Genomic DNA, 26,069 nt, shown 5'->3' on the forward strand with positions numbered 1-26,069 from the left:
GATTTTCTGGCCGAGAGACTTTAAGCGTCAGTGCTCTCCTGCAGGACGGCCAACACCGGGATGGCGACCATCGTCGGAAGCCTTCGGCTCCGGCGCTGACTCAGGCTCATCCGCCTTCACGCCGCCAGCAGGGCCACTGTCGCCCCAGCCCTTCGGCGGGCGCGGGGTCCGGCCTTCCATGATGTCGTCAATCTGGTGACGGTCGATGGTTTCGTACTTCATCAGGGCATCGGCCATCATGTCCAGCTTGTCCCGGTTATCAATCAGGATCTGTTTGGCTTTCTCGTAACAGCTGTCGATGATATTGCGGACTTCCTCATCAATCCGCTGGGCAGTTTCCGGCGAATACACCGTCTGGGACTGGCCGGCAGACCGGCCGAGGAATGGCTCCTCGCTGTCGGTATCGTACTGCAGAGGACCAAGTTTCTCGGACAGCCCCCAACGGGTCACCATGTTCCGGGCCAGACTGGTGGCCCGTTCGATGTCGTTCGAGGCACCGGTGGTCACACCGTCAAAACCAAGCGTCAACTCCTCGGCAATACGTCCACCGAACAGACTGCAGATAGAGCTGATCAGGAAGCGCTTACTGTGGCTGTACTTGTCCTCTTCAGGGAGGAACATGGTGACACCCAGAGCGCGGCCACGGGGAATAATGCTCACCTTGTACACCGGGTCATGCTCCGGCATCAGACGGCCAACAATGGCATGGCCGGACTCATGATAAGCGGTGTTCCGCTTTTCCTTCTCGCTCATCACCATGGACTTGCGTTCGGCGCCCATCATGATCTTGTCCTTGGCAAGCTCGAACTCTTCCATGGACACCAGGCGCTGGTTGCGACGGGCTGCGAACAGGGCCGCCTCGTTCACCAGGTTGGCCAGGTCTGCACCGGAGAAGCCGGGCGTACCGCGGGCGATCAGAACCGGCTCAACGCCGTCCGCCAGGGGCACTTTCTTCATGTGCACCTTGAGGATCTGTTCACGACCGATGATATCCGGAAGACCCACCACAACCTGGCGGTCAAAACGGCCCGGACGCAGCAGCGCCGGATCGAGAACGTCCGGACGGTTGGTCGCGGCGATGACGATCACGCCTTCGTTACCCTCGAAGCCGTCCATCTCAACCAGCAGCTGGTTCAGGGTCTGCTCGCGCTCGTCATGACCACCGCCCATACCGGCGCCACGATGGCGGCCAACCGCGTCGATCTCGTCGATAAAGATAATGCAGGGGCTCTGCTTCTTGGCCTGCTCGAACATGTCGCGAACCCGGGAAGCACCCACGCCCACAAACATTTCCACGAAGTCCGAACCGGAAATGGAGAAGAAAGGCACTTTGGCTTCACCGGCAATGGCCTTGGCGAGCAGTGTCTTACCGGTACCCGGTTGACCGACCATCAGAACGCCCTTCGGAATACTGCCACCAAGACGCTGGAACTTGCTGGGATCCCGGAGGAAATCCACCAGCTCCTTCACATCTTCCTTGGCCTCATCCACGCCGGCCACATCCGCGAAGGTGGTCTTGATCTGGTCTTCGCTCATCAGGCGCGCCTTGCTCTTACCAAACGACATGGGGCCTTTGCCGCCACCGCCGCCTTGCATCTGGCGCATGAAGAAGACAAACAGCGCGATGATGATCAGTATCGGGAACGCCGCCACCAGCAACTGTGTCCACAGGCTCTGGCGCTCAGGCTCCTTACCGATAACCTCGACGTCGTTTGCGAGAAGATCGTCCATCAGCTTGTTGTCAGACACCTGGGGACGGATTGTCTGGAACTGGGAGCCGTCACCACGGGTACCCTGAACCTGCAACCCATCGATTGTGACCTGACGGACCTGCCCTTGCTGGACCATCTCCACAAACTGGGAATAATTGACTTGTTGGCCGGTGGTGGTGGGAGAGAAGTTCTGAAACACCATCAGCAGCACGGCGGCTATAATTAGCCAGAGAACCAGATTTTTTGCCATATCGTTCAAGGATCATCACCTGTGAATTGAAGGGTCCACCTTTCGCGAGACACCCTTTTCTGACACCTTACACCAATTGTACGCCCGTCCACCAGAAACGGCCCATCCGTATCGGCCACACGAGGCACACACAATTTCCGATGAAAAGCGGCCCTAACCTTCATATTGGGCGCCATATCTGAAATTACAACAGCAACGCTCTACGACACCCACCTTTACCAACCACTTAGACCCGCTGCCCACGGGTTTGTTCCTTCAGAAGACCTGTAACCAGAACGATACGTGTTAACAGCCATTTTTACCGGAGGACGATCTGTTACAATTCCCCGATTATACGTTCGAGGCAGCAATTACGCCGCTGACCTTTTGTTAATTGCACCGATTAAGAGATTACATCATGAGTCTTTCACCGGAACAGCGCCGGGAATACCGGGCCATTGCCCACAACCTCAAGCCTGTCATCATTGTTGGCGACAAAGGCCTGTCCGAGGGACTTCAGGAAGAGCTGGAACGCGCCCTGAACGATCACGAACTCATCAAGATCAAGGTGGCGAACCAAGACCGCGAAGCCAGACAGGAAGCCATTACAGCCCTTTGCGAATCTTCCGGCGCCGAACTGGTCCAGACCATCGGCAAGATCGCGGTGATTCTTCGCCGCGCCAAAAAGCCCAACCCCAAGCTCTCCAACCTGCTGCGCCACAAGCACTGACCCGACGCCCGGGAACAGAAACAAAAAAGCCGGCTGGGGTAACCCGAGCCGGCTTTTTGTTACCTGCAGATCGGATCAGACGTATTCGACCTGTTCAATCTCATATTCCACGGTACCGGAGGGCACGCGAATCGCGACCACATCGCCTTCGCTCTTGCCGACCAGCGCCCTGGCAATGGGCGAGGAGATCGACAGCTTGCCTGCCTTGATATCCGCTTCATCTTCGCCAACGATCTTGTAGGTCACCTGCTCATCGGTGTCCATGTTCAGCAGATGCACCGTGGTACCGAAGATCACCTTGCCGGTATTCTCCATGGTGGTGACGTCGATCACCTGTGCGGCGGAAAGCTTGCCTTCGATTTCCTGGATCCGGCCTTCAATAAAGCTCTGCTGCTCGCGCGCAGCATGGTACTCGGCGTTCTCCTTCAGATCACCGTGCTCCCGGGCGTCGGCAATTGCCGCAATAACCCGGGGACGATCTTCGGACTTCAGCTTCTGAAGCTCCTCGCGGAGGCGGGCCTCACCCGCCTTTGTCATCGGTACTCTGTCAGCCATAGTCTCACTTTCCTGCGTGAAGATCCTGGAGGCGGCGTACAGTGCGCTCCGGGCCGAACTTGATGGCCCGGCAGAAGGCTTCGCCACCCGCCAGTGTCGTTGTATAGGTTACCTTGGTCTGCAACGCCGACTGGCGGATCTGAGCCGAGTCGGAAATCGCCTTGCGACCTTCAGTGGTATTGATGATCAATTGAACCTGGCCATTCTTGATGGCATCCACAATATGCGGACGCCCTTCGCGGACCTTGTTCACCCGATCAACCTCGATTCCGGCCTCTTTCAGGGCCTTGGCAGTGCCGGTTGTGGCCACAAGCTTGAATCCGGCCTCAACCAGATCACGGGCAACCTTCGCCGCGCCGGGCTTGTCGACATCCCGCACCGACATGAATGCCGTGCCTTTGGCCGGCAGGCGCTCTCCGACAGCCAGCGCGGCCTTGGCAAAGGCCTCATCAAAGCTGTCGCCCAGCCCCATGACCTCGCCGGTGGACTTCATTTCCGGCCCGAGGATCGGATCCACCGCCGGGAACTTGTTGAACGGGAACACGGACTCCTTCACGGCGTAGTAGCGCGGGATGATTTCCTGGGTAAACTCAAGCTCTTTCAGAGTCTTGCCAGCCATTACCCGAGCCGCCACCTTGGCCAGGGAGACACCGATGGCCTTGGATACGAACGGCACGGTCCGGGAGGCCCGCGGGTTCACCTCGATCACATAGATCTCGCCATCCTGCCAGGCCAGTTGCACGTTCATCAGGCCCACCACGTCCAGCTCGATGGCCATCTTCCTGACGGCATCACGCATCTCGTCCTGGATCTGCTGGGACAAGGTATACGGGGGCAGCGAACAGGCGGAATCACCGGAGTGCACGCCGGCCTGCTCAATGTGCTGCATGATGCCGCCAATCACCACATCGGTACCGTCGGAGATGGCGTCGATATCCACTTCGATGGCGGCATTCAGGAAGTGGTCGAGCAGTACCGGGCTGTCGTTGGAGACCAGCACCGCGTTGCGCATGTAGCGAACCAGTTCTTCCTCGTCGTAGACGATTTCCATGGCCCGGCCGCCCAGCACGTAGGACGGGCGAACCACCAGCGGGTAACCGATTTCCCGGGCCGCCAGGATGCCTTCCTCGTGGCTGCGCACGGTGGCGTTTTCCGGCTGCTTCAGGCCCAGACGGGTGATCATCTGCTGGAACCGCTCCCGGTCCTCGGCGCGGTCGATGGCGTCCGGGCTGGTGCCGATGATGGGCACTCCAGCCGCTTCCAGGCCGCGGGCCAGTTTCAGCGGGGTCTGGCCGCCGTACTGGACGATCACACCCTTAGGCTTTTCAACGTGAATGATTTCCAGCACGTCTTCCAGGGTGATGGGCTCAAAGTACAACCGGTCGGAGGTATCGTAGTCGGTGGACACGGTCTCCGGGTTGCAGTTGATCATGATGGTCTCGTAGCCGTCTTCACGCATAGCCAGGGCCGCGTGCACACAGCAGTAATCAAATTCGATGCCCTGGCCGATCCGGTTGGGGCCGCCACCAATCACCACGATCTTCTCGCGGTCACTGGCATCCGCTTCGCACTCTTCCTCATAGGTGGAGTACATGTAAGCAGTGTCGGAGGCAAATTCGGCGGCGCAGGTGTCCACACGCTTGTAGACCGGGCGGATTCCCAGATCATGACGCAGCTTGCGCAGACTCACCTCGGAGATGCCCAGGAGCTTGGCCAGGCGAGCATCGGAAAAACCCTTGCGCTTGAGGCGGAACAGGGTGGCCTGGTCGATGTCGGCCTTTCCGGCGCTTCGCAGGGCTTCCTCTTCCCTGATGAGGTCTTCGATCTGCACCAGATACCAGGGATCCACCTTGGTGTGGGCGAACACGTCGTCCACGCTCATGCCGGCGCGGAAAGCATCACCGATGTACCAGACACGCTCCGCGCCAGGCACGTTGAGTTCGCGGGTCAGGGTTTCCCGGGAATTCTCAGAGTCCAGATCCTCAAGCTTCTCATCAAAACCTTCGGAGCCCACCTCGAGGCCGCGCAGGGCTTTCTGGAGGGATTCCTGGAAGGTCCGGCCAATGGCCATGACCTCACCCACGGATTTCATCTGGGTGGTCAGGCGGGCATCGGCCTGGGGGAATTTCTCGAAGGTGAACCGGGGAATCTTGGTGACCACGTAGTCGATGGACGGCTCGAATGAGGCCGGGGTCACGCCACCGGTGATTTCGTTGCGCAGCTCATCCAGGGTGTAACCCACCGCCAGCTTGGCGGCGACCTTGGCGATCGGGAAGCCGGTGGCCTTGGAGGCCAGCGCCGAGGAGCGGGACACCCGCGGGTTCATCTCGATTACCACCATGCGCCCGGTGTCCGGATTAATCCCGAACTGGACGTTGGAGCCGCCGGTTTCCACACCGATCTCACGCAGGACCGCCAGGGAGGCGTTCCGCATGATCTGGTATTCCTTGTCGGTGAGGGTCTGGGCCGGGGCCACGGTGATGGAGTCACCGGTGTGCACGCCCATGGCGTCAAAGTTCTCGATGGCACACACGATGATGCAGTTGTCGTTCTTGTCGCGGACAACTTCCATCTCGTACTCTTTCCAGCCGATCAGGGATTCATCGATCAGCAGCTCGTTGGTCGGGGACAGGTCCAGACCACGGGTACAGATTTCCTCGAATTCGTCGCGGTTGTAGGCAATACCGCCACCGGAGCCGCCCATAGTGAAAGACGGACGGATGATGCACGGAAAGCCGATGTCATCGGCCACTTTCCAGGCTTCTTCCATGGAGTGGGCGATGGTGGCCCGGGGACATTCCAGGCCGATCTTCTTCATGGCCTTGTCAAAGCGGTCCCGGTCTTCGGCTTTATCAATGGTGTCGGCATTGGCGCCGATCATTTCCACGCCGTGCTTTTCCAGGATGCCGTGGCGCTCCAGGTCCAGGGCGCAGTTCAGCGCGGTCTGGCCACCCATGGTGGGGAGCAGGGCATCCGGCTTTTCTTTCTCGATGATCTTTTCAACAGTCTTCCAGGTGATCGGCTCAATGTAGGTGGCATCGGCCATCACCGGGTCGGTCATGATGGTTGCCGGGTTGGAGTTAACCAGGATAACCCGGTAACCCTCTTCGCGCAGGGCCTTGCAGGCCTGGGCTCCGGAGTAATCAAACTCGCACGCCTGCCCGATCACGATGGGGCCGGCGCCCAGGATCAGGATGCTTTGAATGTCGGTACGTTTTGGCATGTCTTGGTAAACCTGTCAGCAACTTTTGAATTCTGGCAGCGCAACACGCGGCGCCCGTGAGTCTTCCGTGGCAATCAGCCTCAGGCCGATCGCACCTCCATCAGGCGGATAAACTCGTCAAACAGCGGGGCCACGTCATGGGGACCGGGGCTGGCTTCCGGGTGACCCTGGAAGCTGTAGGCCGGCTTGTCGGTCCGGCGGATACCCTGCAAGGTGCCGTCAAACAGCGACTTGTGGGTGGCCTCAACATTGGCCGGCAGCGTTGCCTCATCCACGGCAAACCCGTGGTTCTGGCTGGTGATCATCACTGTACCCCTGGCGATATCCTGCACCGGATGGTTGGCACCGTGGTGGCCGTGGCCCATCTTCATGGTTTTGGCTCCGCTGGCAAGGGCCAATAACTGGTGCCCCAGGCAGATACCAAAGACCGGAATGTCGGTTTCCAGTACTTCCTTGATGGCGGTAATGGCGTAATCGCAGGGCTCAGGATCGCCCGGGCCGTTGGACAGGAACACACCATCCGGATTCATCGCCAGTACTTCCGAGGCCGGGGTCTGGGCCGGCACCACGGTGATGTCGCAACCGCGGGATGCAAGCATGCGCAGAATGTTCAGTTTCACGCCGTAATCCCAGGCAACCACCTTGAACCGGGATTCCTCACGCTCCCCGTAACCCTCGCCCAGGGTCCACTCGGTTTCGCTCCAGGACCAGATCTTGTCGGAGGTAACCTCTTTGGCCAGATCCATGCCTTTGAGACCAGGGAACGCCTTGGCCAGTTCCAGCGCCCGCTCGGCGGTGGCGTTTTGGCCCGCCACGATGGCGCCGTTCTGGGAGCCTTTGTCCCGGAGGATGCGGGTCAGACGGCGGGTATCAATGTCGGCGATCCCAACAATGTTGTTGCTTCGCAGGTAGTCGTCCAGGGTTCCCTTGCTGCGCCAGCTGCTGGCCATCAGAGGCAGATCGCGGATAATCAGGCCGGCGGCCTGGATGCGGTCTGACTCGATGTCTTCTTCGTTCACACCGGTGTTGCCGATGTGCGGATAAGTCAGGGTAACGATCTGGCGGGAGTAGGACGGATCTGTCAGGATTTCCTGGTAGCCGGTCATGGCGGTGTTGAACACCACTTCACCGCTGGTCTCTCCGTCAGCACCAATGGCGCTGCCGTAGAACAGGCTTCCGTCTGCGAGTGCAAGGATTGCTGGTGTGCTCAAGGCTTGTATCCTCATCGAGTGGCGTATCGGTTCGTCACGAACAGGAACGCAAGCGCAAATTCAGGTTGCAAAAAAGCGAGACGGAGTCTTAACTCGGTCCCGCTTTTTCAGAAACTTTGTGCAAAGGTACGCTTGGTGCAGTCAAACCGCCTTATTGTAAAAAATATGGCGCTTTGTGTCCACGACCAATGTGCGCTGTTGGGAGGTTGGCGAGACTCCGGCAGAGGGGCGGGTACCCCTTCCGGGAAACGCTACGAGCACATCCATGTGCGCTTGACTGCGGCCATCCGTGGCCGCAGACATTCCCGTAAGGGGCACCCGCCCCTCTGCCTCCGAGTTTGGCCGCCCTTCAAACCACGAATGCAGCCGGATCAAACAGGTAGGTCGGATTAGAGGCGCCAGCCTCGTAATCCGACAAACAAACTTCACTTCAGTGCCAGCACATCCTGCATATCATAAAGCCCTGCAGACTTATCTTGCAGCCACAATGCGGCTCGCATCGCACCCTTGGCAAAGGTCATTCTGCTACTGGCCTTATGGGTCACTTCGATGCGCTCACCCTCCGTGGCGAACAACACAGTGTGATCACCCACCACATCACCGGCACGAATGGTTTCAAACCCGATTTCCTTGCGGGTACGCTCGCCGGTGAAGCCTTCACGGCCATAGACGGCACACTCTTTCAGGTCGCGGCCCAGGGCATCGGCCACGACTTCGCCCATGCGCAGGGCGGTGCCGGAGGGCGCGTCTTTCTTGTGGCGGTGATGGGCTTCGATGATTTCGACGTCGTAGTCATCACCCAGGGTTGCGGCGGCGGTGCGCAGCAGGTTGAGGACAACGTTGACTCCCACGCTCATGTTGGGCGCGAACACTACCGGCGTGGATTCGGCGGCCAGGGCCAACTGCTGCTTTTCAGCGTCGGACATGCCGGTGGTGCCGATCACGAGCATCTTGCTGTTAGCCTTGCAGAACTCGGCATTTTCGAGAGTCAGGTCCGGGAAGGTGAAATCGATGAGAACATCGAAATCGTCCTTCACATCGGCCAGGCTGCCGGCCATTTTTATGCCGGTTCTACCGATACCGGTCATCTCGCCAGCATCGGCGCCGATCAGGCTGCTGCCCGGTTCGACGACGGCTGCGCCCAGCTCAAGACCCTCAGTGCCGTCAACGGCTTCGATCAGGACTTTTCCCATGCGCCCGGCGGCGCCGATGATTGCTACCCTCATGCTCGCGTTCCTTTTTTCGGGCCGATCAGAATTTCATTTCGTCAAAGAAGCTTTTCACACCTTCAAACCAGGAGGTCTTCTTCGGGCCATGCTCTGTGCCATTGCTGGCATCCAGAGTCTTCTGGAATTCTTCCAGCAGTTCTTTCTGACGCTTGGTGAGATTCACCGGTGTCTCCACGATCACGCGGCAAAGCAAGTCACCGGCGGGGCCACCACGGACCGGGCTAACACCCTTGTTACGCAGGCGGAACAGTTTCCCGGTCTGGGTTTCCGGTGGAATCTTCAGCTTCACGCGGCCATCCAGTGTCGGCACCTCGAGCTCTCCACCAAGTGAGGCATCGACAATGCTGATGGGCACTTCGCAATAGAGGTTGCGACCGTCTCGGGTGAAGATCGAATGCTCACGCACGGCGATCTGCACGTAGAGGTCGCCGGGCGGCCCACCATCGATGCCCATTTCGCCTTCGCCGGAGAGCCGGATGCGGTCTCCAGTGTCCACGCCGGGCGGAACTTTGACCGACAGCGTTTTCTCTTCCTGAACCCGGCCCTGGCCATGACAGGCCTTACACGGGTTCTTGATGATCTGACCTGATCCCCGGCAGGTAGGGCATGCCTGTTGAACGGTAAAGAAGCCCTGTTGCATACGCACCTGCCCCATACCCTTACAGGTACCGCAGGTTTCCGGGCGGGAGCCTTTCTCAGCGCCGCTGCCGTCACATACCTCACATTCGCGATGGCCCGGGATCTTGATCTGGACGGTCTTGCCTTTAACGGCCTCTTCCAGATCCAGTTCCAGGGTGTAGCGCAGGTCGGCACCACGGGTATTGCGGCCACGACCGCCGCCCCCAAAGATGTCACCGAAGACATCACCGAAGATATCGGAGAAGCTGGCACCGCCGCCTCCGAATCCGCCACCGGCCTGGCCATCAACGCCGGCGTGACCGAACTGGTCATAAGCGGCTCGTTTAGACTGGTCTGCCAGTATTTCGTAGGCTTCGCTGGCCTCTTTGAACTTGTTCTCGGCTTCGGTGTCGTCCGGGTTACGGTCGGGGTGGTACTTCATGGCGAGCTTTCGGTAGGCTCGCTTGATTTCCTTCTCGTCCGCGTCCCGGGAAATCCCGAGAATTTCGTAATAATCGCGCTTGGCCATGCTTTTAAAACCCTGTTTTTAAACGCGGAAAACGCGGGGGTATCCCCCGCGTTTTTCCAACTGCCTGATGTACTTCAGATTTATCGCTTGTCGTCGTCTTTGACTTCTTCAAACTCGGCGTCCACAGCGTCATCAGCCTTCTGGCCCTGGGCGTCTTCCTGCCCACCAGCCTGCTGTGCCTGCTCGGCCTGATCTGCATACATCTTCTGAGCCAGTTCGGAAGAGACTTCCGTGAGCTTCTGAGTCTTGGCTTCGATGTCGTCCTTATCGGAACCTTCCAGAGCTTCTTCCAGCTCTTTGATGGAAGCCTCGATGGACTCTTTCTCGCTGTCGGTGACCTTGTCACCGGCATCCTTCAGGGTCTTGCGAACGGCGTGAACCATTGCGTCACCCTGGTTACGGACCTGAACCAGCTCTTCGAACTTGCGATCTTCCTCGGCGTTGGCCTCGGCGTCACGCACCATCTTCTCGATCTCATCATCGTTCAGGCCTGAAGAAGCCTTGATCACGATGGACTGCTCCTTGCCGGTCGCCTTGTCCTTCGCGGACACGTTCAGGATACCGTTGGCGTCGATATCGAAGGTGACTTCGATCTGCGGAACACCGCGCGGCGCCGGCGGAATGTCTGCCAGGTCGAAACGGCCCAGAGACTTGTTCTGGTTCGCCTGCTTACGCTCACCCTGAACCACGTGAATGGTCACGGCAGTCTGGTTGTCATCCGCAGTGGAGAAAGTCTGCGACTTCTTGGTCGGGATCGTGGTGTTCTTCTCGATCAGTGGCGTTGCCACGCCACCCATGGTTTCGATACCCAGGGTCAGCGGGGTTACGTCCAGCAGCAGAACGTCTTTCACATCGCCAGACAGAACGGCCGCCTGAATAGCAGCGCCCATGGCCACGGCTTCGTCCGGGTTAACGTCCTTACGGGCTTCTTTGCCGAAGAACTCTTTAACTTTTTCCTGCACCAGCGGCATACGGGTCTGGCCGCCGACCAGGATAACCTCGTCGATTTCGCCGGCCTTCATGCCCGCGTCTTCCAGAGCCACTTTACAGGGCTCGAGGCTGCGCTGAACCAGATCTTCCACCAGGGATTCCAGCTTGGCGCGGGTCAGCTTCACATTCATGTGCTTGGGACCAGACGCGTCTGCAGTGATGTACGGCAGGTTGACGTCGGTCTGCTGGCTGCTGGAAAGCTCGATCTTCGCTTTCTCGCCAGCTTCTTTCAGGCGCTGCATGGCCAGGGAATCGCCGCGCAGATCAATGCCGCTGTCTTTCTTGAACTGATCGGCCAGGTATTCGATGATTTTCAGGTCGAAATCTTCACCACCCAGGAAGGTATCACCGTTGGTGGCCAGAACCTCGAACTGGTGCTCACCGTCTACATCAGCAATCTCGATGATGGACAGGTCAAAGGTACCACCGCCCAGGTCGTATACTGCCACGGTGCGGTCGCCGCTCTTCTTGTCCAGGCCGTAAGCCAGGGCAGCCGCGGTCGGCTCGTTAATGATACGCTTCACTTCCAGACCGGCAATCTTGCCTGCGTCTTTAGTGGCCTGACGCTGACTGTCGTTGAAGTAGGCCGGAACGGTGATAACCGCTTCGGTCACTTTCTCACCCAGGTAGTCTTCTGCAGTTTTCTTCATTTTCTTCAGAACTTCTGCAGACACCTGCGGCGGCGCCATCTTCTGGCCTTTCACTTCAACCCAGGCATCACCGTTATCGGCCTTGGTAATTTTGTAAGGCACCATCTTGATGTCTTTCTGAACAACGTCGTCTTCAAACCGACGACCGATCAGACGCTTGATGGCGTATAGGGTGTTGTTCGGGTTGGTAACCGCCTGGCGCTTGGCTGACTGGCCAACCAGGGTCTCACCATCGTCGGTGTAGGCGATGATGGACGGGGTGGTACGATCACCCTCGGCGTTCTCGATAACTTTCACCTTGTCGCCATCCATAATGGCCACACAGGAGTTGGTCGTTCCCAGGTCGATACCGATAATCTTGCTCATTGAGTCACTCCAATTCTTCTGAATGCTTTCCCGGAGGGGCCGCCTCCGTTGTCGCTAGTTACTGGCTATATTGGCGCTTTAATCGGCTTTTCAAGCCTGCTCATCAATTTTTGGTGCATCTTCTGCCTTGGCAACTACCACCATGGCCGGCCGCACCACGCGGCCATTCAGCAGATACCCTTTCTGCACCACGGCAACCACACTGTTTGGCTCCGCATCCGGGGCCGGCACCATGGACATGGCTTCGTGCTGCTGGGGATCGAACGGCTCGCCTACCGGGTTGATCTGCTCAACATTGAACTTTTTCAGGCTGGACATGAACAGGCTCAGGGTCATTTCCACGCCTTCACGGATGGAAGCAACCAGCTCGCCTGAACCTTCATGGCCCTCGGTGCTCTCGACCGCCTTCTCCAGGCTGTCGGCAACGGGAAGCAGCTCTTTAACGAACTTTTCCAGGGCAAATTTGTGCGCCTTCTCAACGTCAATCTCGGCCCTGCGACGGACATTCTGCATCTCCGCCTGGGAGCGCAGCATCTGCTCCTGAAATTCCTGAACCTGAGCCTTGAGCGCTTCCACCTCGGAGGTCTCACCTTCTGAGGCACCATCTTCGGTGGCCCGGGCTTCCTCTTTGGCAGCCTCGAGGGCTTCGTTCAGTTCCTCTTGCTCGTTGCGGTTCTCGTCAGTGCTCATGGCTACTCCTGCTTGGTCTGAAGCGGCCCGCTCTCAGTGGCCGGTTAATCATGGGCTCCAGCCTCCACGGGCCGGAAAAATGTCGTTGCGAACCGATATGGGGCCCGCTCTTCAGGTTTCAACCATCAATGCCTGCAATCCTGAAGAAATTCGCGCCAGCGGGTTTGCAAACAGGAAAAACCCTGTATATATTCACAGTCACTGTATGCATTCACAGTGTATTGCCGGTTTCAGAACGACGCGGAGGTTATCTGCATGCTGACTCAACTTACGGTTTCCAATTACGCCATCGCCGAACGGGTAGAACTCCAGTTCAGCAAAGGCATGACCGCACTGACCGGCGAGACCGGCGCCGGAAAATCCATTGTGCTGGATGCCCTGGGGCTGGCCATGGGTGGTCGCGCCGATGCCGGAGCGGTTCGCCATGGCGCCAAGCGGGCAGACATTACGGCCACCTTTGACGTATCCGCCATCCCCGAGGCCAGCGAATGGCTGACCCAACACGAGCTGGATGATGAAAACGACTGCATTCTGCGCCGGGTCATCAGCAAGGATGGTCGCTCCCGGGCCTACATCAATGGCCAGCCCTGCCCGCTAAATCATCTGAAGGAGCTTGGCGGCGTCTTGATGGACATTCACAGCCAGCACCAACACCAGTCCCTGTTGCGCAGGGAAACCCACCGTAAGCTGGTAGACGAGTTTGCCGGCGTCGAAACCCTGGCCGCCGATACCCGGGAAGCCTGGAAAACCTGGAACCAGATCCGCCAACGGCTGACCGAGCGTCAGCAAAATGCCGACGAAGCAGAGGCCAAGCTGCAACTGTTGCGTTACCAGGTGGAAGAACTGGACCGCCTGGCACTGGAAGACGGCGAACAGGAGCACCTGGAAAAAGAGCAGGCCCAATTGAGCCAGGCCGACACGGTTCTCCATAACAGCCACCAGGCAGCTCTGCTGTGCACCGAGGATGAAACCAGCGCGGCCGATCTGGTCCGTCAGGCGCTGCAACAGCTGGAACAGCTGCCCGTGGATGTGCCGGCACTGGCCGATACCATCCAGATGCTGAATGAAGCCCAGATTCAGATCAGCGAGGCCGGCGACAACCTGCGCCACTTTGTTGAAGACTATGAGGCCGATCCGGCTCGCCTGGCGGAAGTGGAAGAGCGGCTCAGCGCCATTTATCAGATGGCCCGCAAGCACCGGATCACACCTGAGGAATTACCCGAGCTGCATCAGCGCCTGAGCGCCGAACTGGCCGAACTCGACGGCGGCGAAGGAAGCTTGGAACAGCTGGAAACAGATCTGGAAAACCAGCGCGGACATTTCGATGAACTGGCTGAAAAGCTGTCGGAGGCCCGCGCCAGGGCGGCCGCTGAGCTCGATCAGCGGGTCGCAGCCGAGCTGGCCCAGCTAAGCATGCCTAATATGCAGTTCATTACCCACCTTAACCGCAACAACGGCGAGGAACCGGCGCCCCACGGACTGGAAGACATTGAATTTCTGGTCAGTGCAAACCCCGGCCAGCCAGCCCGGCCACTGGCCAAAGTCGCCTCCGGCGGCGAGCTGTCCCGGATCAGTCTTGCCATTCAGGTGGTGGTTGCCCAGACCTCGACCACGCCCACACTCGTCTTCGACGAAGTTGACGTGGGCATTGGCGGTGGCACGGCCGAGGTAGTTGGCCGGCTGCTGCGCACACTGGGGGGCAATGGTCAGGTACTTTGTGTCACTCACCTGCCGCAGGTGGCAGCCCAGTGCCATCAACACCTGTTTGTCAGCAAATTTACCGAGCAGGATGCAACCTTCTCGAAAATCGAGACGCTGGACGATCAGGGCAGAATCAGTGAAGTGGCGAGAATGCTGGGCGGTGTGGACATGACCGAACATACGATCGCTCACGCCAGGGAAATGTTTTCAAAGGGGCAGGCAACCCATCACTGACCCGCGAACACACATCCACTACCCCCTCTCGATCCTGAGAGCTGTTGGGGCGGGCTGAACACCCGCCCCTTTTTTTCGTCAGCCTGTCAGAACCAGCCTCAGGATTTGATGGGTTTTACGTAAAGAATCAGGCTGTGGTCAACGATTTCGTAACCGTGTTCTTCGGCAATTTTCTTCTGGCGCTCTTCAATCACCTCGTCGACAAACTCAATGACCTCACCCGTCTGGGTGCAGACCATGTGGTCGTGGTGATCGTCGCCCGCCATCTCGAACACGGCATGGCCGCCTTCAAAGTTGTGACGCAGAACCAGCCCTGCCGCCTCAAACTGCGTCAGCACACGGTAGACTGTTGCCAGCCCCACGTCATCGCCTTGCTCCAGAAGCTTTTTGTAAACATCTTCGGCACTGAGATGATGCTCCTCCGCCGTCTCCAGAATGTTGAAGATTTTCACTCGCGGAAGAGTCACTTTCAGACCGACTTTTCGTAATTCGGCGTTTTCGGATGACATGTTACTATTCACTCTTTGGTGTGCCTCACGGCTTCCGGTATGATGAAGCCGCCATTGAACGGTTAACCCGTGTCACACCTGCCTCTGGCAGGCGATTTCAAGATAGAGGATTTCCCCCGGCGATGCAAAAGCTCACAGCTCTCATTCTCACTTTCGTTCTATCCGGTTGCGTTTTCCCGGGCGTCTACAAAATAAACGTCCAGCAGGGAAACATCGTCACTGATGAGGAGCTGACCAAACTGACCGAAGGCATGCCTCGCAGCCAGGTACACGCCGTTATGGGAACGCCCCTCATGCTCAACCCGGTTGACCCCTCCCGGGAATACTACCTGTATACCTTCCAGAGAGAGGGCGGCGACATACAGGAACAGAGAATCATCGTTTATTACGAGGACGATCAGTACGCCTACTATGAAGCCCAGCTGCTCGAAGAAACCCCGGCCTACTGAACTCAGCCTTTCTTTTTCGCCCGGTTGAGTCGCGCCTGCTTGGGATCGATCTTGAGCGGGCGATACAGCTCCACCCGATCGCCATCCCTGAGTTCATGTGCCGCCGGGTCCTTGATCACCTTGCCGAACACGCCCATATCGATGGCGTCCGGATCGATTTCCGGGAAAATGTCAGTGATCCCGGAAAGCCTGGCCGCCTCAAGGGCCGTGGTTCCCTCCGGCACGCTGACCGGCACAATTTCCTGCCGGTCTGGTCGGGCATAGGCCACTTCCACCTGAATCATGCGCCCTCCTTCCGGTACAGCTCGTCGGCACGACGGCAGAATGCGTCCACCATGGTATTGGCCGCCTGGCTGAACACCGGCCCGAAGGTCATCCTCGAGAGCGATCCGGAAAACTCGAACTCCAGAGTGAGAATCACCTTGCAGGCGTTATCGTCCAGGGATTTGAAATGCCACCGGCCAGTCAGGTTGCGGAACGGACCATCCACCAGGCTCATTTCGATCGCCTCGGGCATCAGTAACTGATTCCGGGTGGTCAGCTTGTGCCGCACCCCGCCCTTGGCTATTTCCAGTGACGCAGTGACCTGCTCCGGCTGGCGCTCGTGGATCTCCGCTCCGGCGCACCAGGGCAGAAACTCCGGGTAACGGGCAATGTCGTTAACCAGGTGAAACATGCGCTCGGCGGAGTGCATAACCAAAGCTGTTTTATCGATCTGATGGGGCATTGGAACCGGTTGTCCTGCTTGCAAACACGCTGTGAAAAGATTGCAGACTTCTGGAAAGGAAGACAGCCTTAATCACACGCTATGATAAAGGATATCTTCCTGTTTTGGGGCTTTTTCGCCCGAGTTACCACCATCACCCTTTTCGGCCGGCGGTGGCCTGTCCGCAGCGGGCGCCGTTTCATCAGCCCCCTGAATATCCGCATCGGACTCCCCAGGGGCCGCCGGTGTCGGCCGGTCCTCCGTCTGTGTCTCGCCACCCCCGGACAGCACTGCGGCTGGCTGCTCACACCAGACAGCAGCATTGCCATTGCTGCACAGGTTGGCCAGCGAGAGCGCCGTGTACTGGACCCCGATCCAGGCCACGACCACAGGAAGCACCAGTCGCATCACCCAGAACCAGATCCTGCCAAACAGCCTCGGCGTGGCGCCCAGCATGGTACCGGAAAGGTGTCTGGTCAGGCACCAGCCGGTGAACAACGCAATCAGAATAGCCACCAGCGGGATCAGCAAGCCACCGGTGATCAGCTCCAACCAGCGGAACAGGGTAGCGCCGCCAACACGTTCCTCGGCCCAGACATTGAATGACAACAAGGACGCCAGACCCGCCAACCATACCGCCAGGCCGATCAGCAGCACCGACAGGCTTCTGGGCGCGCCGGTCCACTCCCGGAACCAGCCAACAATTGGCTCAAGCAGATTCAGCGATGTGGTCCAGACAATCAGCACCACCAACAGGAATACCGCTGCAATCACTAACTGGCTTGCCGGCAACTGGGCCAGGGTGACCGGCATGGAAACAAACAACAGGCTGAAACCCCGCTCACCGTCAAAACTGTGGCCGTCTGTCGCAATTGCAAAAATCATCAGGCCAGCGAGGATGGCCACCAGGGTATCCATCAGCACAACCGCCAGAATCGAGCGCTTCAGGCGGGTGTGTGGTGTGGTGTAGGACCCCAGTATCGCCCAGACACCCATCCCGAGACCAAGGGTGAAGAAAGCATGGAACAGGGCCGTTTTCAGACTCTCCCAGGAAAGATCCTCCGGATGCATCGCCAGAATGTGATTGATCGCGCCGTCGATCCGCCCATGCCAGGCCGCCAGGGTAAACAGCACAAGCATCAGCACCAGGGCGCCCGGCACCACCACCCGAAGGGCCCGCTCCAATCCCTTCACAACCCCCTGTGCCGAAACCCACAGCACCAATAACAGGAAGAATACATGCCATCCCATAAACACCCGGTATTCCCGGGGGTCTGACACCAGGTCAGCGAGAATAGCGGTCGCCTCTGCGTCTCCGGCACCGGTGAAGCGCCCCAGCGCCCCGTAAAACACATAGGCCAGGGCAATGGCTCCGAATACCGCTGTGAACGAGAGCACCAGAAAGGCTGCCAGGATGCTGAGCCGGCCAACCGCCATCCAGGCCCGGGACTGCCTGGCACTCCGGATCAGCCCATCCATGGCCAGCACAATTCCGTGGCGGGCATAGCGGCCCACCGCCGCTTCGGTCACCATCAGAGGCAGCGTGACCAGCAACAGGCAAGCGAGATACAGCAGGATGAACAGCCCACCACCGTGGAGACTGGCCAGGTAGGGAAATTGCCACAGATTGGCAAGACCAACGGTAGCGCCCACCGCAGCCCAGAAGAAGGTTGATTTTCGGGTAAAGGACCCGATATGTGTTTGATACGGCGTAGGCATTCGCGTCCCTGAGGCCACTGAGCAGGTCTGGGAGAAGGTCTGGGCCAGTATTGTAGCTGAAGGATCCCGCCGCGCACGAACCAGAGGCAGCCGCAACGCTGAATTCGTGACCGGTCCGGCACTGTTGGGCTACAATGCGCCTTTTTCCGGCTACACCAAGGCCGGCCCGTTCATTCGTCCGACCCCGGATTCATTGATTCATGAGCAAGAAAAAACCCGGAACGCCAAGCAATACCATTGCGCTTAACAAGAAGGCGAAGCACGAGTATCACATTGAGGAACGCTTCGAGGCGGGCCTCGCGCTGCTGGGCTGGGAAGTCAAATCCCTGCGTGCGGGCAAGGCTCAGCTGGTAGACGCCTATGTTCTGCTCAAAGACGGCGAAGCCTGGTTGCTCGGCTCTCACATTACCCCGCTGATCGCGGCATCCACCCACGTGATTGCAGACCCAACCCGCACCCGCAAGCTCCTGCTTCACGCCAAGGAAATCGCCAAGATCGTCGGCAAGGTGAACCAGGCTGGCTACACCTGCATTCCGCTGGCGCTTTACTGGAAAAACAACAAGGTAAAGTGCGAAATCGCCCTGGTGAAAGGCAAGAAGCTGTTCGACAAGCGCGCCACCGAGAAAGAGCGTGACTGGAACCGCCAGAAGCAGCGCATCCTGCGCGAAGCCAACGTCTGATTACGCACCCCATGGATTAACAAATACCTGACGCCGGTCATAGCCGGCGGTGACGGGTATGTCGCATACTCACTCTCTTTGTTGAGATTTCCAACAGGCCTATACTCGGGAATCCCGGTGCATGGCAAATGGAGCGCTTATGTCACCCAAACAGATACCCATGTCCGCCGTTGACCGCGCGTGGTTACGCATGGACACCCCTCAGAACCCCATGATGATCTGCGGCGTATGGACGCTGGAACGCCCGGTTTCAATGAGCCGCCTCAGGCACACGCTTGAGGAGCGATTCCTGTGCTTCAACCGGTTCCGTCAGCGGGTCATCGACACCGGAGACCGCGCCTACTGGCAGGACGATCCCCTGTTCGACCTGGACAATCACCTGCACCGCATCGCCCTGCCAGGCAAAGCCGACAAGGCGGAGCTCCAGAAGCTGGTCAGTGACATGAACAGCACCTCACTGGATTTCCGGCAACCGCTCTGGCAAATGCACTACATCGACAACTACGGCGATGGCGGTGCGTTGCTGATCCGCATTCACCATTGCATTGCGGATGGCATTTCGCTGGTGCGGGTAATGCTGTCGCTGACCGATAAAACGCCGGAGCCCCGATTGGGCAAAGTGGCGAAAAAAAGACGCTCAAAACCCCGCCAGAGATCGGCACTGCAAGGCTTCCTGCATCGGGCGGTAGACAGCGCCCAAATGGCCACCAATCAGGCCCGGCTGTTCATCCAGTCCGTGCGGGAAGAGCCCAATTACCCGCTGAAACTGGCAACCACCGCCAGCGGTGTGGCCCTGGACCTTCTCAAACTCGGGCTGGCGCCCATGGAGCCTAAAACCGGGCTAAAGCAACCACTTTCCGGGCGCAAACAGGTGGCCTGGGCCGATCCACTGGACCTGGAGGAAGTCAAAGCCTGCGCCAAAGCCCTGGGCGGCACCATCAACGACGCCCTGCTCTGCACGGTCACCGGAGCCTTACAGCGGCATTTTGCGGCCCATAAGGAGACGATTCCCGAGTGCGGAATCCGTGTGGCTGTACCGTTCAACCTGAGACCACTGGATCAGCCCATAGAGACCCTGGGCAACAAGTTCGGCCTGGTGCTGGTCACCTTGCCGGTGGAAGTGAGAGACCCACTGATGTGCTTCCGGCAGGTGCAGGAGAACATGAACCGCCTGAAGCGCTCCTACCAGGCCCAGGTTACCTACAGCCTGCTTGATATTTTCGGCCGGGGCCCCGATGTTATTGAACGACGGGCGTTAGACTTGCTCAGTAACAAAGCCTCCGCCGTGCTGACCAACGTGCCCGGCCCGAAAGAGCCCCTGTACCTGGCGGGCAGCAAGCTGACCCAGCCCATGTTCTGGGTGCCCCAGAGCGGCACCATCGGCATCGGCATGAGCATTCTCAGCTACGCAGGTACCGTGCAGTTCGGCATTACCGTGGACAAGGCCATTCACGCCGATCCGGATGCGGTGATGAACTATTTCCGGGAAAGCTTCCAGGCCCTGAGCCACGCGGCTCTGGCCGGCAGACACAACGCTATTGAACGCAAGGCCAGTTAGGGCTGTAGGTACATCTACAGCCCTGCAAGCACAAAACTGCAACAAACAAACCTTGAAGTCCGGCAAACCGGACACATATACTGTAGGTAAGGGGACGACATGGCTTCGACGCTGGTGGCGAACCCTTGAGTGCATGTCGAGATGGCAGCCAATCTCGTTAATCCAAAGCTGCAACGCAATAGTCGCAAACGACGAAAACTACGCACTAGCAGCGTAAGCTGCTAGTCGTCCTGACCGGGTCGCCCGTAGCCCGGAAGCAACATCTCAGGACGTCATCGCTTACGGGATGCTCCGTTACCCAGAGTTCACTGGTTAACGGCTAAGATTTAAAGAACTCGGTTCTTGCACCCTGGCTCTCGGGTCGCTTGAACTTAAATCAATAGAGAGACGCTAAACATGTAGACCTCAAGGCTGAGTACTGGCGGACGCGGGTTCAATTCCCGCCGTCTCCACCAACCAAGAGAAAAGCCCCTGATTTCAGGGGCTTTTCTCGTTCTGCACCAAGTAAATTTCCCGTCACCCTGCTTTCATGCACTCGTTGTCTAATCAAGGTACTGTTTTCTAAATAGCATCAATCGAACCAAGAAACGACAACTCATGAACCAGCCAGACGACCCAGTCAGCCTTACAGAGCTTTTGGACCGCCTTCGGTCGGGAACCGATGGGCAGGCTCAGGTGTCTGTGGGCGACGTTTTGAACACCGTTGGCGAGCGCTCTTTCGGGCCAGTGGTTCTGATCGCCGGCGTGATTACCGTTGCACCGCTGATCGGTGATATTCCGGGAGTGCCGACGCTGCTTGGCCTGATGGTATTACTCACCCTCGGGCAACTCGTGTGCCAGCGACACTCGATCTGGATCCCTTCCAAGCTGGCGCGCCGGAACATTGAGAGAGAAAAGCTTGCCAAAGGCCTGGACTGGATGGCCAAGCCCGCCCGTTTTCTCGATCGCTGGACGAGGCAACGGCTACTCTGGCTGGTTCGCGGGCCGGGGCAGTACGTTATCGCCACCCTTTGTATGGCAGTCGCCGCCGCCATGCCCCTGATGGAGGTGATTCCGTTCAGCGCCAACGGCGCCGGCATTGCTCTGATGGCGTTCGGGCTGGCCATTGTGGCCCGTGACGGCCTGCTTGCCCTGGTGGCAATCCTGGCGACCGTGGGAACCACCTGGTTCGTATTGGATAATCTTCCCTGGTGAGGCCCGCGCGGAACCATTCTGTCACCAATTGAAACAATCCTTCTGAATCCCGATTCACCGTAAAGCTGCTACTATTGCTACATACCCTTGGCTTGCGGGCTGAACAATGCCCGGCAAACAGCCTGATGAACCAACTTCCTGAAAAAGCTCCTGCTGCAGGGGCTTTTGCCTTTGAAAGGACCCGGTTTTATGTCCAGCAAAGCGAAGCAGACCCAGAAACTTTTGCTGTTCCGGCTTTCCGGCGAGCGCCTGTTCGGCATCGGAACCCTGAAGATCCGGGAGATACTGCCTTTCATGCGGCTGACCAAACTGCCCCACAGCCATCACGCGGTGATCGGCACCGCCACCTTTCGCGGTTCCGCCGTTCCGGTAATCGATATGGCGGCCGCGGTGGGCTATCCGCCGCTGACCCGGGAAGAGCAGGAAAAAGCCTCGATCATTGTCACGGATATCCAGCGCCAGGAGATCGGTTTCCTGGTACGCAGCGTTCAGCAGATCATTGAAACCGACTGGAAGTCGGTCATGCCGCCTCCCAAGGCCCTGGGCAACAAGGCGTTTATCACCGGCCTGCTGGATGTAGAAGGCGATATCATTCAGTTGCTGGACGTGGAATTGCTGCTGGCGAAGGTCTACCCGGAATCACTGGACACACAAGATGTGGTTCTCACGGATGTCCAGAGTGAGACGCTCAAGTCACTGAACATTCTCATGGTGGACGACTCCCAGGTGGCCCGGAAGCAGCTCTCGGATGTGCTGGACAGCAAGGACATCCCCTACCAGGTGACCTCCAACGGCGATGATGCCCTGCAGATCCTGCTACGGGACCACGAACTGGGCCGGCCCACGGATATCCTGGTCAGCGATATCGAGATGCCGGGGCTGGATGGTTACGAACTGGCGTTCAATGTCCGGGACAATTCGGCACTGAAGCAGCCCTATATCATCCTGCATACATCACTGAACAGCGAGATGAGCCTGAGCTATGCCAATCAGGTTGGTGCGAACGAAGCGCTGACCAAGTTTGATGCCGAGGAGCTGCTTCAGGCGATGCTCAGGGGCGCCGAACAGGCCCGTTAAGGCCTCAGCTGTTCGATGAATTCGTCGGCGTCGGCGCGCATCTCGGCCAGTTTCTGCTCCCACTCTTCGCGGTAATGATCCAGGGTGTCATCGCTCAGACGGGTGAAGCGCTTGCCGGTGTCCGCCACGGTGCGGCTGGCGTTGGCCAGGGATTCCATGGTGGGCTCGCTCAGCTCATCGGCCTGGCGGTCGAGATCCCGGGCAGCCTGCTCCAGGATCACCCGGTCTTCCTCGGGAGTCGGCTCGTTGTCTTTGAGGGCCTCTTCCACCGATCGTTCAAGCTCCCGCATGGCCTCCTGCAGCTTCTGACCGAACTCGTCCATAGCGCCTTCGGCCTGACGGCCCAGCGCTTCAGAGTAAATCTCCAGGTCCCGGGCCAGTTGCTCCATTTGTTGCTCAAGCTCGTTCGACGATGACGAAAAACGGGCGCTGAGTTTCTCGCCAAGCGAGTTGAGCTCACCCATGATGCTGGTGAACGGAGATGGATTTAGAATGGCCTCTCCGGTGCGGTCGTAGTCCACCAGCCATTGCTCCTGGAAACGCACGAGGTAGGTGACCAGTTCCAGCCGCTCACCCTCGCTGCCCGCCTCGGCAGGCAGACGGGTAACAATCGTGGCTTCCCGATCCTCAATGATGACCCGGCCGAACGAGGGAACGGCATCGGTCCAGCTGCGCTTGTAACCGTCGAAGGCGGCAGTGTCCTCCAGAGTGGAGTACTCCATTACGTCGCCGGCATCATTCTCGGCCATGGCCTGCCAGAAGGCGGCCGCCACTTCCTGGGGCGTCTCGGGGTTGCTGCAACCAGCCAGAACGGCGAATACGAGGGCGGCAACCAGGCCACGCATACTGGAACGGATCATTACTGTGCTACCTCCGGTTCAATGTCCGGAAAGCATGATACACCCCTTACAGCCTGCAGGTCAGTTCCGCCAGTTCCTCATCAAACACCCGTCGGTTTTCACTGTAATCCACCGGCACCTCCACAAGGTGAACACCACCTTCAGCCAGGGCGTTTTCCAGGATTGGCCGCAGGTCTTCGGTGCGGGTTACCCGGTGCCCCTGGGCGCCATAGGACTCTGCATAGGTCACAAAATCCGGGTTTCGGTAATCCAGACCAAAGTCCGTGTAGCCCTCCTGCCCCTGCTTCCATTTGATCATGCCGTAGGCGCTGTCGTTAATGATCAGCACCACCAGATTCAGGTTCAGGCGCACCGCGGTTTCCAGTTCCTGGCTGTTCATCATGAAACCACCGTCACCGCAGACCGCCATCACCTTCAGATCCGGATACAGCATGGAGGCCATCATCCCACTGGGCAGGCCTGCCCCCATGGAGGCCAGAGCGTTGTCGAGGAGCACGGTGTTGTTGTCGTAGGCCGGGTAATTTCGGGCAAACCAGAGTTTGTACATGCCGTTATCCAGCGCAATGATGCCGTCTTCCGGCATCACCTGCCGCACATCGTGAACAATACGCTGGGGTATCACCGGAAAGCGATCATCCTCGGCCCGCTCCTGCAGGTGAGCGTCCACCGCCTCCTTCACTTCCATCAGGCGAGTGAAATCGTGGTTGGCACACTGGCCACAGTTCTCGGCCATGTATTCCACGCTGTTGGCGATATCGCCAACCACCTCGTGCTGGGGGAAATACACCGGGTCCACATCGGCGCCACTGAAGTTCACGTGAATGACTTTTTTGCCGCCGGGGGTCATGAAAAATGGCGGTTTTTCCACCACATCGTGGCCCACGTTGATTACCAGATCCGCCCGGTCAATGGCGCAATGGACGAAATCCCCGGATGACAGGGCGGCGTTACCCAGGTAACGGGGATGCCGTTCATCCACCACGCCTTTGCCCATCTGGGTGGTAAAAAACGGGATGCCGGTAACGTTCACCAAATGAAGCAACGCCTGTGACACCCGTTTCCGGTTGGCACCGGCGCCAATCATGATCAGCGGATGCCGGGCTTCACGGAGCATGTCACAGGCCATATCCAGGCTTTTCTGGCTGGCCGAAGGCCGGCGGGCATCACTGGGTTTGAAGATATGGGTGTCGGATTCCGGCACCTCGTCGGCAATATCCTCTGGCAACTCCAGGTGCACCGCCCCCGGCCGCTCTTCAGAGGCCAGACGAAACGCTTCCCGGACCTTGGCGGGGATGGTGTTCGCATTGCTGATTTGCCGGGTGTACTTGGTGAGCGGACGCATCAGGTCCACCACATCCAGAATCTGGAACAGGCCCTGCTTGGAGGACTTGATGGGCTTCTGGCCGGAGATCATCATCATGGGCATTCCGCCCAACTGGGCATAGGCGGCGGCAGTCACGAGATTGGTGGCCCCCGGACCCAATGTCGACAGGCAAACCCCCACCCGCCCGGTCAGGCGGCCATAGGTGGCGGCCATAAACCCGGCAGCCTGTTCATGACGATTGAGCACCAGCTGGATGCTGGAGGTCCTCAGGGCCTCGAGGAACGCGAGGTTTTCCTCGCCGGGTACCGCGAAAATGTATTTAACGCCTTCGTTTTCCAGCGCCCGGATAAACAGCTCTGCCCCGTTACGGGCCGGGGTGTATTCGTTGGCCATGGCCTTCCTCTTGATCTGTGGATTCCGGGTTATCGGCGGGTTCCGGGATCAATCGGCTGTGTCGGTCGGTGCTCAATCGATCCTGGGCGGTTCCGCCTGGAGGGCCTCCGCGGGCACGCGATCCTGACCCCAACTGCGATACACCCCTTCTGTTACGTGCCGCAACTCGTCATCGTTCACTTCTGCCGGCTCTCCCCGCTCCAGAGGATCGTAATGGAAGATGTACAGCCGCGATGTAAACTGCTCGAAAGGCAGGGACGACTCACCAAACCGCTCGCCGTAGCCGGAGGTGCTCACCTTGACCCCATCGCCCCAGTTCTGGCCACTGTCATTGTTGGGGTTGAAGAAGTACACCCGCATTTCACCATCCGGGTCCAGCGCCACCCTGAGAATGGTAATGGCGTGCCAGCCGATGAACCGGGCCGCACTGTCGGTGACTGCAATACCCGCGGGTTGCGGGTGGATCAGCGGCTGATTGCCGTTGTAGTAAGGGTGATAGCTGGCGTAGAAATGCCGGATGAAGCCTTCCAGGTCATCCAGCTTGCCGGTGGTCACATCCACATTGATGGCAAATCCGCGGCCAGCAGACCAGCCATGGAATTCCGGGTTCACCCATTTGTGGGGGTCGCCCTCACGCCCGACGCACAATCGGCCCATCTCGACATAAATCCGATCGAGGTGTGGCACCACGACCAGAGAAACCGGATCAAGATCCAAGGTCACCTCGGAAGCGACACCGCCGACACTCCTGGCGGACGACACCGGCTGCCCCTCAAAATGCATGACGATTTCGTTGTCCCGGGCGGCCCAGGCAACCATCTGCAACAGGTAGTCCGGATCGTTGTAGGCCCACATGGACAGGGCACGGGCAGACTGGCACGTGGGGTTATTGCCCTGCCCCACACCCAGAGGCTGCCCCAGCATATTCAGCAC

Annotated in this window: 21 protein-coding genes, 1 other RNA gene and 1 pseudogene; 8 read left to right on the forward strand and 15 right to left on the reverse strand. The window is 58.7% G+C overall.

The window, feature by feature from the left end; genetic code table 11:
* Positions 1-27: 27 nt before the first annotated feature.
* Complete coding sequence (gene ftsH, locus ACESMK_RS15940) at positions 28-1,971, reverse strand: ATP-dependent zinc metalloprotease FtsH (RefSeq protein ID WP_373000931.1); 1,944 nt, start codon at positions 1,969-1,971, stop codon at positions 28-30.
* A 388-nt stretch (positions 1,972-2,359) separates the two neighbouring features.
* Between ftsH and yhbY the strand changes: the two genes are divergently transcribed.
* Positions 2,360-2,671, forward strand: a complete 312-nt coding sequence (gene yhbY, locus ACESMK_RS15945; protein ID WP_373000933.1) for a ribosome assembly RNA-binding protein YhbY — start codon at positions 2,360-2,362, stop codon at positions 2,669-2,671.
* 75 nt (positions 2,672-2,746) lie between these two features.
* On the opposite strand, the gene greA is transcribed toward yhbY, so the two are convergent.
* The 7 genes from greA to grpE form a co-directional block, all read right to left on the reverse strand.
* On the reverse strand, positions 2,747-3,226 hold the full coding sequence (gene greA, locus ACESMK_RS15950; RefSeq protein ID WP_373000935.1) for a transcription elongation factor GreA: 480 nt from the start codon (positions 3,224-3,226) through the stop codon (positions 2,747-2,749).
* Positions 3,227-3,230: 4 nt separating this feature from the next.
* The gene (carB, locus tag ACESMK_RS15955; RefSeq protein WP_373000937.1) at positions 3,231-6,449 is read right to left on the reverse strand and encodes a carbamoyl-phosphate synthase large subunit; all 3,219 of its coding nucleotides are present in this window, start codon (positions 6,447-6,449) and stop codon (positions 3,231-3,233) included.
* Positions 6,450-6,529: 80 nt separating this feature from the next.
* Positions 6,530-7,660, reverse strand: a complete 1,131-nt coding sequence (carA, locus tag ACESMK_RS15960; RefSeq protein WP_373000939.1) for a glutamine-hydrolyzing carbamoyl-phosphate synthase small subunit — start codon at positions 7,658-7,660, stop codon at positions 6,530-6,532.
* A gap of 425 nt (positions 7,661-8,085) precedes the next feature.
* Positions 8,086-8,886, reverse strand: coding sequence for a 4-hydroxy-tetrahydrodipicolinate reductase (dapB, locus tag ACESMK_RS15965; RefSeq protein ID WP_373000941.1), 801 nt, complete (start codon positions 8,884-8,886; stop codon positions 8,086-8,088).
* Between the two features lie 25 nt (positions 8,887-8,911).
* Positions 8,912-10,036 carry a molecular chaperone DnaJ gene (gene dnaJ, locus ACESMK_RS15970; RefSeq protein WP_373000943.1) on the reverse strand — a complete coding sequence of 375 codons (1,125 nt, stop codon included), beginning with the start codon at positions 10,034-10,036 and terminating at the stop codon, positions 8,912-8,914.
* An 80-nt stretch (positions 10,037-10,116) separates the two neighbouring features.
* On the reverse strand, positions 10,117-12,042 hold the full coding sequence (dnaK, locus tag ACESMK_RS15975) for a molecular chaperone DnaK (RefSeq protein WP_373000945.1): 1,926 nt from the start codon (positions 12,040-12,042) through the stop codon (positions 10,117-10,119).
* A 90-nt stretch (positions 12,043-12,132) separates the two neighbouring features.
* On the reverse strand, positions 12,133-12,732 hold the full coding sequence (gene grpE / locus ACESMK_RS15980) for a nucleotide exchange factor GrpE (RefSeq protein ID WP_373000947.1): 600 nt from the start codon (positions 12,730-12,732) through the stop codon (positions 12,133-12,135).
* Positions 12,733-12,987: 255 nt separating this feature from the next.
* On the opposite strand from grpE, the gene recN reads away from it, so the two are divergent.
* Positions 12,988-14,667, forward strand: a complete 1,680-nt coding sequence (gene recN, locus ACESMK_RS15985; RefSeq protein ID WP_373000949.1) for a DNA repair protein RecN — start codon at positions 12,988-12,990, stop codon at positions 14,665-14,667.
* Between the two features lie 98 nt (positions 14,668-14,765).
* On the opposite strand, the gene fur is transcribed toward recN, so the two are convergent.
* Positions 14,766-15,176, reverse strand: coding sequence for a ferric iron uptake transcriptional regulator (gene fur, locus ACESMK_RS15990; RefSeq protein WP_104321777.1), 411 nt, complete (start codon positions 15,174-15,176; stop codon positions 14,766-14,768).
* A gap of 122 nt (positions 15,177-15,298) precedes the next feature.
* Here fur and ACESMK_RS15995 point away from each other — a divergent pair, with 122 nt between their 5' ends.
* The gene (locus tag ACESMK_RS15995; RefSeq protein ID WP_373000951.1) at positions 15,299-15,625 is read left to right on the forward strand and encodes an outer membrane protein assembly factor BamE; all 327 of its coding nucleotides are present in this window, start codon (positions 15,299-15,301) and stop codon (positions 15,623-15,625) included.
* 2 nt (positions 15,626-15,627) lie between these two features.
* Here ACESMK_RS15995 and ACESMK_RS16000 read toward each other — a convergent pair whose 3' ends face one another.
* The 3 genes from ACESMK_RS16000 to ACESMK_RS16010 all read right to left on the reverse strand — a co-directional run bounded on the left by ACESMK_RS16000 (position 15,628) and on the right by ACESMK_RS16010 (position 18,050).
* On the reverse strand, positions 15,628-15,909 hold the full coding sequence (locus ACESMK_RS16000) for an RnfH family protein (RefSeq protein WP_373000953.1): 282 nt from the start codon (positions 15,907-15,909) through the stop codon (positions 15,628-15,630).
* Positions 15,906-16,352: a type II toxin-antitoxin system RatA family toxin gene (locus ACESMK_RS16005; protein ID WP_373000955.1), complete on the reverse strand. Its 447-nt coding sequence runs from the start codon at positions 16,350-16,352 to the stop codon at positions 15,906-15,908. The genes ACESMK_RS16000 and ACESMK_RS16005 overlap by 4 nt, the downstream gene beginning before the upstream one ends.
* A 72-nt stretch (positions 16,353-16,424) precedes the next feature.
* Positions 16,425-18,050, reverse strand: a complete 1,626-nt coding sequence (locus tag ACESMK_RS16010) for a sodium-dependent transporter (protein ID WP_373000957.1) — start codon at positions 18,048-18,050, stop codon at positions 16,425-16,427.
* A gap of 200 nt (positions 18,051-18,250) precedes the next feature.
* On the opposite strand from ACESMK_RS16010, the gene smpB reads away from it, so the two are divergent.
* The 5 genes from smpB (at position 18,251) to ACESMK_RS16035 (ending at position 22,559) form a co-directional block, all read left to right on the forward strand.
* Positions 18,251-18,730, forward strand: a complete 480-nt coding sequence (gene smpB / locus ACESMK_RS16015; RefSeq protein WP_064229984.1) for an SsrA-binding protein SmpB — start codon at positions 18,251-18,253, stop codon at positions 18,728-18,730.
* A gap of 139 nt (positions 18,731-18,869) precedes the next feature.
* Positions 18,870-20,288, forward strand: coding sequence for a WS/DGAT/MGAT family O-acyltransferase (locus tag ACESMK_RS16020; protein WP_373000959.1), 1,419 nt, complete (start codon positions 18,870-18,872; stop codon positions 20,286-20,288).
* Positions 20,289-20,378: 90 nt separating this feature from the next.
* Positions 20,379-20,743: a transfer-messenger RNA gene (ssrA, locus tag ACESMK_RS16025) on the forward strand.
* Between the two features lie 142 nt (positions 20,744-20,885).
* On the forward strand, positions 20,886-21,482 hold the full coding sequence (locus ACESMK_RS16030; RefSeq protein ID WP_373000960.1) for an exopolysaccharide biosynthesis protein: 597 nt from the start codon (positions 20,886-20,888) through the stop codon (positions 21,480-21,482).
* Between the two features lie 189 nt (positions 21,483-21,671).
* Positions 21,672-22,559, forward strand: a complete 888-nt coding sequence (locus tag ACESMK_RS16035) for a chemotaxis protein (protein WP_373000962.1) — start codon at positions 21,672-21,674, stop codon at positions 22,557-22,559.
* Here the strand turns inward: ACESMK_RS16035 and ACESMK_RS16040 are convergent.
* From ACESMK_RS16040 to ACESMK_RS16050, 3 genes and pseudogenes are all read right to left on the reverse strand, one after another.
* Positions 22,556-23,419 carry a hypothetical protein gene (locus tag ACESMK_RS16040; RefSeq protein WP_373000964.1) on the reverse strand — a complete coding sequence of 288 codons (864 nt, stop codon included), beginning with the start codon at positions 23,417-23,419 and terminating at the stop codon, positions 22,556-22,558. The two genes, ACESMK_RS16035 and ACESMK_RS16040, sit on opposite strands and share 4 nt — an antisense overlap.
* Positions 23,420-23,465: 46 nt before the next feature.
* On the reverse strand, positions 23,466-25,136 hold the full coding sequence (locus ACESMK_RS16045; RefSeq protein ID WP_373000966.1) for an acetolactate synthase large subunit: 1,671 nt from the start codon (positions 25,134-25,136) through the stop codon (positions 23,466-23,468).
* A 72-nt stretch (positions 25,137-25,208) separates the two neighbouring features.
* Positions 25,209-26,069: pseudogene (locus ACESMK_RS16050) on the reverse strand (hypothetical protein); the annotation flags it as partial.

The organism is Marinobacter sp. (genome assembly GCF_041687235.1).
Lineage (GTDB): Bacteria > Pseudomonadota > Gammaproteobacteria > Pseudomonadales > Oleiphilaceae > Marinobacter.

What these genes read in the sequence shown, in the direction of transcription:
- carB (WP_373000937.1), bottom strand. Translation starts at nt 6,449, where the DNA reads ATGCCAAAACGTACCGACATTCAAAGCATCCTGATCCTGGGCGCCGGC.
- ACESMK_RS16020 (WP_373000959.1), top strand. Translation starts at nt 18,870, where the DNA reads ATGTCACCCAAACAGATACCCATGTCCGCCGTTGACCGCGCGTGGTTA.
- ACESMK_RS16040 (WP_373000964.1), bottom strand. Translation starts at nt 23,419, where the DNA reads ATGATCCGTTCCAGTATGCGTGGCCTGGTTGCCGCCCTCGTATTCGCC.
- smpB (WP_064229984.1), top strand. Translation starts at nt 18,251, where the DNA reads ATGAGCAAGAAAAAACCCGGAACGCCAAGCAATACCATTGCGCTTAAC.
- dnaK (WP_373000945.1), bottom strand. Translation starts at nt 12,042, where the DNA reads ATGAGCAAGATTATCGGTATCGACCTGGGAACGACCAACTCCTGTGTG.
- ACESMK_RS16005 (WP_373000955.1), bottom strand. Translation starts at nt 16,352, where the DNA reads ATGCCCCATCAGATCGATAAAACAGCTTTGGTTATGCACTCCGCCGAG.
- ACESMK_RS16010 (WP_373000957.1), bottom strand. Translation starts at nt 18,050, where the DNA reads ATGCCTACGCCGTATCAAACACATATCGGGTCCTTTACCCGAAAATCA.
- dapB (WP_373000941.1), bottom strand. Translation starts at nt 8,886, where the DNA reads ATGAGGGTAGCAATCATCGGCGCCGCCGGGCGCATGGGAAAAGTCCTG.
- ACESMK_RS16045 (WP_373000966.1), bottom strand. Translation starts at nt 25,136, where the DNA reads ATGGCCAACGAATACACCCCGGCCCGTAACGGGGCAGAGCTGTTTATC.
- yhbY (WP_373000933.1), top strand. Translation starts at nt 2,360, where the DNA reads ATGAGTCTTTCACCGGAACAGCGCCGGGAATACCGGGCCATTGCCCAC.
- fur (WP_104321777.1), bottom strand. Translation starts at nt 15,176, where the DNA reads ATGTCATCCGAAAACGCCGAATTACGAAAAGTCGGTCTGAAAGTGACT.
- ACESMK_RS16000 (WP_373000953.1), bottom strand. Translation starts at nt 15,909, where the DNA reads ATGATTCAGGTGGAAGTGGCCTATGCCCGACCAGACCGGCAGGAAATT.
- greA (WP_373000935.1), bottom strand. Translation starts at nt 3,226, where the DNA reads ATGGCTGACAGAGTACCGATGACAAAGGCGGGTGAGGCCCGCCTCCGC.
- ACESMK_RS15995 (WP_373000951.1), top strand. Translation starts at nt 15,299, where the DNA reads ATGCAAAAGCTCACAGCTCTCATTCTCACTTTCGTTCTATCCGGTTGC.
- ACESMK_RS16030 (WP_373000960.1), top strand. Translation starts at nt 20,886, where the DNA reads ATGAACCAGCCAGACGACCCAGTCAGCCTTACAGAGCTTTTGGACCGC.
- dnaJ (WP_373000943.1), bottom strand. Translation starts at nt 10,036, where the DNA reads ATGGCCAAGCGCGATTATTACGAAATTCTCGGGATTTCCCGGGACGCG.
- grpE (WP_373000947.1), bottom strand. Translation starts at nt 12,732, where the DNA reads ATGAGCACTGACGAGAACCGCAACGAGCAAGAGGAACTGAACGAAGCC.
- ACESMK_RS16035 (WP_373000962.1), top strand. Translation starts at nt 21,672, where the DNA reads ATGTCCAGCAAAGCGAAGCAGACCCAGAAACTTTTGCTGTTCCGGCTT.
- recN (WP_373000949.1), top strand. Translation starts at nt 12,988, where the DNA reads ATGCTGACTCAACTTACGGTTTCCAATTACGCCATCGCCGAACGGGTA.